Genomic DNA, 7,509 nt, shown 5'->3' on the forward strand with positions numbered 1-7,509 from the left:
TGGAATAAAAAAACCGACTCCTGAGAGCCGGTTTCGAATGATTAGGATTTCAAACTATAGTTTGGAGCTTCGCGGGTGACGCTCACATCATGCGGATGAGATTCCTTTACACCAGCAGTGGTGATTTTTACAAACTTTCCATTTTTCTGCAAGTCTTCGATGGTCTTGGTACCACAATAACCCATGCCCGCCTGCAAGCCTCCCACCAATTGGTACAAGACTTCAGAAACCATTCCCTTGTACGGCACACGTCCAACGATTCCTTCAGGCACCAACTTTTTGATATTGTCCTCAGCATCTTGGAAGTAGCGGTCCTTTGAACCGGACTCCATAGCTTCCAAAGAACCCATGCCTCGATAAGACTTAAATTTTCTTCCTTCGTAAATGATCATCTCTCCGGGGGCTTCCTCAGTACCTGCCAACAAAGACCCGATCATAATCGAGCTACCTCCGGCTGCAATCGCTTTGACCAAGTCACCGGAATAGCGGATACCTCCATCAGCGATGACCGGAACACCCCGATCCTTTAGGGCTTCTGCACATTCAAATACTGCCGAAAGCTGTGGAACACCCACACCGGCAATAACACGGGTAGTACAGATAGAACCTGGACCTACACCTACTTTTACCGCATCGGCACCGGCATCGGCCAGTGCAATGGCAGCTTCCGGAGTTGCAATATTTCCAACAATCACTTCCAAGTCAGGAAATGCAGCCTTGATTTTTCGACAGGTATCAATCACCCCTTTGGAATGACCGTGAGCCGTGTCAATAGAGACCACGTCCACTCCTGCATTTTTCAAAGCCTCTACCCGCTCTACGATATCTGCCGTCACACCCACTGCTGCACCAACCCTTAACCTTCCGAATTCATCCTTGCAGGCATGGGGTTTGTCTTTTCTCTTAAGGATATCCTTGTAAGTGATTAAGCCTGTCAGCTTGTAGTCTTCATCGACAATCGGTAGTTTTTCGATCTTGTACTCCTGCAGGATTTCCTCTGCCTGTTCCAGCGAAATCCCTGATTTGGCCGTGATCAGATTTTCACTGGTCATGATCTCACGGATCAATCTATTGGGATCTTTGATAAATCTAAGGTCACGGTTGGTGATGATGCCCTTAAGGATTTTGTTTTCGTCCACCACAGGGATCCCTCCGATGTGAAATTCACGCATAATGGCTTCGGCGTCCCTTACTCTGGAATTGATATCCAATGTGATCGGATCGAGAATCATCCCTGCCTGGGAGCGCTTCACTTTACGCACTTGGGCAGCTTGCTTCTCGATGGACATGTTTTTATGAATAAAGCCCAAACCACCTTCAAGCGCGATGGCAATAGCCAGTTCGGCCTCAGTCACGGTGTCCATGGCAGCGGAAACCAAAGGAATGTTCAGTCGGATTTTTTTGGTAAGCCAGGTGGAAGTGTTGGTTTCGCGGGGGAGAACTTCGGAATAACCTGGGACGAGAAGCACATCGTCGTAGGTGAGTGCTTCGTAAAGAAACTTCGAGGAGTTTGGATTCATGGCAAATATTGGTTGTAGGTAACCCTATTTGCCCGTCAAAGTTACACACAAAAACCAATGCCATGCCAGAGAAAAACAAAAATAAATGTGGAATCACCCATGAATAGTTTAAAAAATTGAAATAGGATTTGGAAAAATCAGCCCATCCAAGAGAACATTCCTTTTTGTAATAGCGCCAGCCACAGGGTAAGGGTGCATAACAGAAAGTATATAACTCCGGTCAAAATGACTGGGACAGGACGATCTCTCCAAAGATACCATCCCAATAAAGGAAGAAGCTGTAAGGCATGAATACCCAGAAAATGGAAAACCCGAAGGTCTCCAAATGATTTAGCCCACCCCAGGAATAGCAATCCATCCTGCCCATCCGGTGCTCCAACAATATGCTGACGGAGCGAAACCATCAAAAACCCCTGATATCCAGCGATCAAAAAAATCAGAATCCCAAGCCGAATTGCCCACAAATATCCTTTTGGCAGATTCTGAATCCGAAAAAAGCGAATCAAAATCCAAATCACCAGCAAAGAATTGATGGTGATCGCCAATCCCAAAATACCGAATAATACCCCGTCCAAAAGGGTTTGGTTGTTGAAATGGGACATTTTTGCCAGGGATGCCTGATAGGTGATAATGACGAGTTCGATGCACATCATGGACCAGGCTGTCCAACTTATTTTTTTGACCCAATCAGGATCTTGAATATGATCTAACAACCAGCCCAAAGTCCAAAAATAAATCCCAACAGAAAAGAAAAACTTGGCGGGCTTGATCCAAACAAATTGACCCAAGAGAACTCTCGGATCAACCCATGGAAGAAATAAAACAAAACCCCCTAAAAGAAAACAAAAGGCCCCAGACTTGGCAAGCAGCAAATTGCGCCTCTCTAGCTCAGTGTACCAAATTTTCAGCATAGGGGTCTTGGATTAGCTTTCGATTGAACCCTGATCTAATCAAAAAATAAAGCAACAATCCAGCTGGGCCAAGCATTAAGGTCAATAGAAGACATGGAAGAAGCATCCACCGATGAACTCCCTTTTTATCGGCGTCCTGACTGATCCACATCCCAACAAACAGATCAAAAACCAAATAGTGAATCCAGCCTGCCAATACCGCTTCATCGACCGAAAAAAGCAGCTTGACATTGGCCAGAGAGTCAACCCCCCCTCTACTTTCACCTCCTATTCCTCTTAAAATGAAAAAAAGGTACAGGAAGGCCATCAGTGGAAAAACAATGGAGAAGAGCCCACGGTAAACCCATCTTTTTTGATAAAAGACAAAGAGAAAAAGCCAGCAAATCAGCGCTGTACTATTGGCAATAGAAAAAACAATTTCAAGACCCATTCTGAGGAAAATTTCCTCAAAATAAGAATATAATGCTGATTTATAGGAAGATGCAAGATTATTTTTTCCTCAGTCGGGCGATATAAAACCCGTCAAATCCACTCTCTTGGGCCAGAACTTTTTTATCCTCGATCAATTCAAATTCTTTTCCGGCTTCGCTTTCCAGAAATTTTTTAACCTGAAGTTCATTTTCTGAAGGCAAAATACTACAGGTGGCATAGACCATTTGCCCTCCTTTTTTCAGCATTGAAGGATAGGTTTGGAGAATTTCCTGTTGGGTTTGCTGCACTTTTTCTATGGATTCCAACGAAAGTTTCCACTTGGTATCGGGATTACGGCGTAGCACTCCCAGTCCTGAACAAGGCACATCCAATAATAAACGATCTGCTGATTCCTTCAGGCGCTTAATGGTTTTGGTACCCTCAATCACTTTCGGTTCAAAGATCGACACCCCATTTCTTCTAGCACGGAGTTTGGCTTGCTGCAGCTTCCACTCCTCCACATCCATGGAGATCACTTTTCCTTTATTCTCCATCAAGGCAGCCAAATGTAAGGACTTCCCACCCGCACCAGCGCATGCATCGATGACTCTCATGCCCGGTTCTACTGCCAAAGCCGCTGCAACCAACTGAGAACTGGCATCCTGCACCTCAAAAAGCCCTTCTTTAAAAGCTGGATGTCGAAATACATTCTGCCGCTCATCTAAAATCAAAGCATCCGGATACCCCTTGACGATGTAGGTATTAATTCCATCTTCAGCCAATCGGTTTTTTAGCCTCTCCCGGGTGGTTTTTAAGGTATTAACCCGAAGCACCACTTCCGCCTCTTCATTGAGCGCATGGATTTCGGGCTCCCATTTTTCGCCCAATTCTTTGGATCCCAGCTTTTGAAGCCACTCCGGAATGGATTCGAGCAGGCCTGGATCAGTGATTGCCTCGTATTTCCCTTTAATCTTTTCTGGGTGAAGCCGCTCAAATTCCTCCCAATCCGGAAGTGCATTTCCCTGCATGATCCAATAGGTACCAAACAAATCCCAATAATTCGAGGAAGGGCTGAGGTGTCTGATCAGCCTCCACCATCTCACCATTTCATAGGTCGTCTCTGCAATGAATGATCTATCCTTTGCTCCCCATTTTGGATTGGACTTGAGCGTTCGCTCGATAACTTTATCTGCGTATTGACCTTCTTCAAAAATAGCTTGCAAGGCGGTATGCACTCCGCGGATGGTGTTGTTGTGTAACTTCATGGTGACTGATTCTCACACAAAGGTAGGGAGATTTGCTGAGCTTCCCTTTTCCGCACTAAAATGGCCTAAACTGCACAGAAAAACGAACTCCCTCCCGTGCTACTCCGGAGCCAAATTCGTGACGGTCCCCATAGGGCAACTGATAAATGGGGATCCAAGTGCTATCGGCAGGATTGTTAGTAATCGGAGTAATGCTGGACTTCACAAACTGGAGCGCATTGGCCCTAAGCCCGAGCGAAAGCCAAGTCTTCAGCTCATAAGCAAAACCCAAATCCATCCCGAATCTCCAAGTGGATTCTTCGAAATCCGAAATAAAAGGACCGGCAACCACACTCAAGCAGTTAAGACAGGGATAATAAGAACTCCAAGAAGGAAGAGCGCCCGGATAGACCTCAAACTGACCGCTTTGTTTTCCTCCACCCAGTCCAAAAAAGCTCAGATTTAGGGAGGTCTTTTGACCCAAAGCGATGTCTTTTCTGAGGAAAAGTCCAAAAGACATACCTTCATTTTTCCTGGCCAATTGAAAGATCTCAGATTGATAGCCAGTTACCACAAGGTTTCCATTTTCGTCCCGTGCGGGTGCATAGACGGGAAATTGCACAGCAAAATCCTGCTCCTGAGAACGATAGGAAGAATAATCACCCATGAGGCCCATCGACCAGGATTTTCCCATGTTTAATCCGAGCCAAGATTTGACCGTGCCGCTAAAGAGGCTATTGACATCCCCGTATGTTTCCAAGCCATATTTTTGCCAATATACTCCATCCAGGTCTAGCCAGACCTTAGACTGGGCGAGTCCCACTATGGGTGAGATGAAAAATGCCGCAAGAATGAGTATAAGTTTTTGCATGGGAAATGGAGTTTCTACCTTTACGTTGTCCCATCCCACTTCGCTACAACCCATGACTTATTCTGACCTAGTTAATGCTTGGATTCAAGAACTTAACATTTATCCTAGCTCGGAAGCTGAAACCTTGGTCAATTGGTTGCTGGAGCATCATTTAGGACTGCGAAGAGTGGATATGGTCCGATTTTTTGAAAAAGACACTTTACCGAGTGGGCTGATTCATGATTTTGAACGACTCAAATTAGGCGAACCCATCCAATATATTCTTGGGCATGGCCCATTTTACGGTCGGGAATTTGAAGTGACCCAAGAAACTTTAATCCCAAGAAACGAAACCGAGGAGCTGGTACACCTGATTATCAAGGAAAATCCCGGAATAGGAAATAAGATTTTGGATATCGGTACAGGCACAGGATGTATTCCGATCACACTTTTTCTCGAAATGAAGGAAGCGAAAGTATATGGTTTGGATGTCTCGGAGAGGGCATTGGAAGTAGCGAGAAGAAATGCAAAAAAGTTACATGCGGTAGTTAACTTCCTGAATTGTGATATCCTTTCCGACCATCCAGCCATTTCGGAATTGGACGTATTGGTTTCAAATCCACCCTATGTCCCCCAAAAAGATCAATCCGAAATGCACCGGAATGTGGTGGATTTTGAGCCTCATTTGGCACTTTTTGTGCCTGACGAAGACCCTTTGATTTTTTATAGGGTGATTGGAGAAAAAGGAAAAAGTCTGCTGAAAAAAGGTGGGCGCCTGTATTTTGAGATTTATGAAAAAGCCGCGAAGGAAATAAAGGAGCTTTTGGAAAAACAAGGTTACGACCGAGTAACCGTCCATTCTGATCTTAATGGAAAAGAAAGGATGATCACTGCGACTTGGAATTAAATTCAATATCACCCAGATTCAAGTAATAAGTGCAACACTAAAGGTTTAAGGAAGGAAGCCTAGGCTTCCTTCCTTAGGCTGAAGAATTAAATTAGTGTTGTCATGCAGAAATTCAATCATCTCAGCCCAGAGCAAAGGTACCAAATCGAAATTTTAATCAAACAAGGGGTGACTCAGACCGGTATTGCCCGAGCTTTAGGAGTTCATAAAAGCACCATTTGTCGGGAGCTTCGTCGGAACACGGGTCTACGCGGGCGCAATGCGGGTGAATATGTCGCTCGTGTCGCTCAAAACAGAACCGATGAACGGCATAAGCTTAAACCCAAGAATATCCGTTTCAAGGCTGAGCTAAAGGAACAAGCTCGAGTTTGGCTCAAGGAGGAAAAACTGAGTCCGGAATTGATTGCTGCCAAATGGGAATTGGATGGAAACCCGGGCGTGTCCCATGAAACCATTTATCAATGGATTTGGAAAGCCAAGAAAAGTAAGCATTGGTCATTGACCAGAGATCGGGAGCTTTATAAATGCCTCCGCCATGGGAAAAGAAAGCGAAAAAGAGGCAATTACAGAGATTCCAGAGGAATCATAAAGGAAAGAGTGCCTATTGAACAACGACCTGCTGTTGTAGCCCTAAGGGAGCGAATAGGCGATATAGAAGTCGATCTGATGATGGGTAAGAACCACCAGTCTGCTCTTCTGGTCTTGGTAGATAGGGCTACCCTGATTACCACTATGGAGAAATTATCCGGTAAGAATGCTGATGCTATTGAACAGAAATTAGCTAAGCGAATCGAAAGGATTGGGCCTTCCTTTTTCAAATCGATCACCTTTGATAATGACATGGCTTTTGCAAACCATCACTTGATTCGAGACAAATACAATATCCCAACCTACTTTACTCGGCCGTATACTTCGCAGGATAAAGGAACTGTCGAAAACAGAATAGGATTGATTAGAGCTTTCTTACCTAAAAAAACTGACCTCAATGAAATCTCAACAGAACAAATACAAGCAATCGAAGCTAAAATCAATAACAGACCCGTTAGAAAGTTTAATTACCTTAGTCCAATACAAAAACTCAAACAAAAATTAGGTGTTGCACTTATAAGTTGAACACGGCTCAAATTCATCACAAACATGAAAACTATATCATTAAATGATTTTGGCCTATTGCTCATCAGACTACTTGCGGGAGGAATGATGCTTACCCACGGCATTCCAAAAATCGGGAGGCTTTTGGGTGAAGGCCCGGTGAAATTTGCCGATCCCTTTGGCTTAGGACCCGAAATCAGTCTTGGAATGGCCATTTTCGCAGAGGTCCTCTGTTCTGGTTTGGTTATGATTGGATTTAAAGCCCGCTGGGCAACTATTCCATTGATGATGACCATGTTGGTTGCTGCCTTTTATGCTCATTGGGACGATCCATTTGCTAAAAAAGAGTTACCACTGCTTTATTTTGCCGTTTTTTTGGGCATTCTAATGGCAGGCAGCGGGAAGTTTTCAGTTGACTACTGGCTTAGATCCAAAAACTCGATTTAACTAAAATTTAATTGGCAGATTTCCCTAAAAATGAGGCTGTCTCATAAATAGGTTTTCTATTTATGGACAGCCGTTTTTGCGCAATAGAGCCCGATTTTAGATTTTCGGTCTCTATTTTTTTGACCAG

8 protein-coding genes are annotated in these 7,509 nt (G+C 44.3%); 3 read left to right on the top strand and 5 right to left on the bottom strand.

The annotated features are described in order from the left end of the window. Nucleotides 1-41 precede the first annotated feature (41 nt). The 5 genes from guaB to CLV31_RS21235 form a co-directional block, all read right to left on the bottom strand. A complete protein-coding gene (gene guaB / locus CLV31_RS21215) occupies nucleotides 42-1,520 on the bottom strand; it encodes an IMP dehydrogenase (protein WP_111395095.1) in 1,479 nt (492 codons plus the stop codon). Nucleotides 1,521-1,657: 137 nt separating this feature from the next. Continuing rightward, nucleotides 1,658-2,431 carry a hypothetical protein gene (locus CLV31_RS21220; protein WP_111395096.1) on the bottom strand — a complete coding sequence of 258 codons (774 nt, stop codon included), beginning with the start codon at nucleotides 2,429-2,431 and terminating at the stop codon, nucleotides 1,658-1,660. Then, nucleotides 2,409-2,861, bottom strand: coding sequence for an ABA4-like family protein (locus CLV31_RS21225; protein WP_111395097.1), 453 nt, complete (start codon nucleotides 2,859-2,861; stop codon nucleotides 2,409-2,411). The genes CLV31_RS21220 and CLV31_RS21225 overlap by 23 nt, the downstream gene beginning before the upstream one ends. 58 nt (nucleotides 2,862-2,919) lie before the next feature. Continuing rightward, nucleotides 2,920-4,107 carry an RsmB/NOP family class I SAM-dependent RNA methyltransferase gene (locus tag CLV31_RS21230; protein ID WP_111395098.1) on the bottom strand — a complete coding sequence of 396 codons (1,188 nt, stop codon included), beginning with the start codon at nucleotides 4,105-4,107 and terminating at the stop codon, nucleotides 2,920-2,922. Between the two features lie 55 nt (nucleotides 4,108-4,162). Then, on the bottom strand, nucleotides 4,163-4,957 hold the full coding sequence (locus tag CLV31_RS21235; protein ID WP_111395099.1) for a hypothetical protein: 795 nt from the start codon (nucleotides 4,955-4,957) through the stop codon (nucleotides 4,163-4,165). On the opposite strand from CLV31_RS21235, the gene prmC reads away from it, so the two are divergent. From prmC to CLV31_RS21250, 3 genes are all read left to right on the top strand, one after another. Then, nucleotides 4,938-5,843: a peptide chain release factor N(5)-glutamine methyltransferase gene (prmC, locus tag CLV31_RS21240; protein ID WP_245943464.1), complete on the top strand. Its 906-nt coding sequence runs from the start codon at nucleotides 4,938-4,940 to the stop codon at nucleotides 5,841-5,843. The two genes, CLV31_RS21235 and prmC, sit on opposite strands and share 20 nt — an antisense overlap. A gap of 102 nt (nucleotides 5,844-5,945) precedes the next feature. Further along, on the top strand, nucleotides 5,946-6,956 hold the full coding sequence (locus CLV31_RS21245) for an IS30 family transposase (RefSeq protein WP_111395100.1): 1,011 nt from the start codon (nucleotides 5,946-5,948) through the stop codon (nucleotides 6,954-6,956). Between the two features lie 24 nt (nucleotides 6,957-6,980). Beyond that, the gene (locus CLV31_RS21250; protein WP_111395101.1) at nucleotides 6,981-7,382 is read left to right on the top strand and encodes a DoxX family protein; all 402 of its coding nucleotides are present in this window, start codon (nucleotides 6,981-6,983) and stop codon (nucleotides 7,380-7,382) included. Nucleotides 7,383-7,509 lie beyond the last annotated feature (127 nt).

It is taken from the genome of Algoriphagus aquaeductus, assembly GCF_003253485.1.
GTDB lineage: Bacteria > Bacteroidota > Bacteroidia > Cytophagales > Cyclobacteriaceae > Algoriphagus > Algoriphagus aquaeductus.